The sequence below is a fragment of the Pseudomonas sp. 05T35 genome (genome assembly GCF_056396605.1).
This window is the reverse complement of sequence record NZ_JBFTLU010000647.1, coordinates 1-1824: the sequence shown is the minus strand read 5'-3', so window position 1 is coordinate 1824 and position 1824 is coordinate 1. Positions and strand designations below refer to the sequence as shown.

The window sequence follows — 1824 nt, the reverse complement described above, 5'->3', positions numbered from 1 at the left end:
GGCCAAGGGCGACCGGGTCAATCCGGGCGAAATCCTGATCGAGATCGAAGGCTGATTTAACAGCCTCGACTGCAACGCTTTACCTCGGGGGGGCATGTGCCCCCCTTTTTTTTCACCGCGGATTTGTGGACGTTAGAAGTTCATCCGCCACTGCCCCATCACGCCGTTTTCGTGGCTGTTGCTGCTCATCTCACCGTTGTAGGCAATGCTCAGGGACTGCTGCTTCGAGATCCTCAGATCCAACCCCGCTTCCAGTGTCAGGCTGTTGCGATCCAGTGGAATGCCTTCGACGTAGAACGTCTCGCTACCCGCCAAAAAAGTCTGACGTAGATGGCTGCTGACATCGCCGTAGGTGTGCTTCCAGCCAGCGCTCATACGCGGGGTCAGGCGCATGCCGTTTTCCAGGTCGCTATGGTGTGCCAGGCGCAGGCCAAAGATGCTGTTGAAGTTGCGTTGGGTTTGTTTGTCGACTTTCAGCGCAGCATCCCCACCTTTTTCCCGGTAGCTGTCACGTTGATAATGTTCATACCCCAGGCTTGCGAAAGGCTCGACCTGCAGGGCGCCACTGCTCAGGTTGTAGCCGACTTCGGCGAAAACCTGCTGGCTGCTGGCGTCGTAGCTGCCTTTGAGTGGGTCGCTGTAACCATTGAAGRCAATGTTGCGTTTGGTGGTTCCGTCATGACTGCTGTAAGTCGCACCCAGTCGCAATGCCAGCGGGCCGCTTTGACGCAAGGCATAGGCACCGAGGTGCCAGCTGTCGAGATCGCCGTCCAGTAACACCCCGTCCAGGCGAGTCTGTGATTTGCCACCCAGCAAGCCCGCGCGCCATTYATTGTCGAGTGACCAGTCGGCCCCCACCACAATGCCGTGAGTGCGTTGCCGAAGGGCGCTGTCGTCCAGTTTGTCATCAAGGGTTGCGGAGTTGCCCAGCGCCTGGACCCAGACCTTGCCGTTGATATCGTGACCAGTTGCCGAGCGGTCTTGCAGACTTGCATCGTTGCTCAGCTCGCGCATGGCGGAAAGCATGCTCGCGCTGACCGGCCGGACACTGCTCAACGTGGCATAGGCGAGGTTGGCGTTGCTGACGCCGGCCAGTTGCTCCAGCGCTATGGCGGCCGTTGCGGTGTCGCTGGTGAGCAGGGCATTGATGGCGGCATTGTTCGCAACCGTCTTCGGCGTTTGTGTTGTGCCGGGTTTATCGGAGTCGAGGCTGTTGGCGACCGGGGGGGCATTGGTCATCACTTCCGCCGGGAGTTCAGGTGCCAGTGCAGCGATCAATCCTTCACTTGCCGAGGGTTCTTTGGGGGCAATCATGTTCTCGACGAGCAGCGGATCAGGAACAGGATCAGGATCRGGAGCGGCTTGTCTGTTATCGGGGGTGATCAACGCCACTGCTGTGGTGACGGGGACGTCGGGTAAGTGCCGTTCGACAGAGTCCTGAGGGGCGGGTTTGGGTTTCGCAGGTTTTCGGGCTTTGACCGGACGGGGCTTGGTCTCGGTTACTTCGGGCTCTGTTTGCTGAGCGTGGGACATTTCGTTGCAGCCGAAGGCGAGGACAATTGCCAGGGCGAGATGGTGTGGACGATGAATGTGCAAAATGGGCATTGAATGCGACCTCTTCCTTGGGGAAGTCGAACTCTAAAAGGGCGGGCACATCCCCCGATGCCGGGTATTTCCGGCTCTTGTGCGAGGTGTGGGAGCTTCGGTTGTAGAAAAGGCTCCGCCTTGGAGGCCGCATGACTATTGGCCTCCCGTTGCTGACGTTTTTCCTTACGTCGTTCTCGGATGTGTCGATTTGCGAAGGCTCGGAAACGCGTCTGCCAC

The 1824-nt window shown here is 58.9% G+C and carries 1 protein-coding gene; it reads right to left on the bottom strand.

The genetic code is table 11. The annotated features are described in order from the left end of the window. Nucleotides 1–132: 132 nt before the first annotated feature. Nucleotides 133–1605, bottom strand: coding sequence for an autotransporter outer membrane beta-barrel domain-containing protein (locus AC1DH9_RS28380; RefSeq protein ID WP_477809257.1), 1473 nt, complete (start codon nt 1603–1605; stop codon nt 133–135). Between the last annotated feature and the right edge of the window lie 219 nt (nt 1606–1824).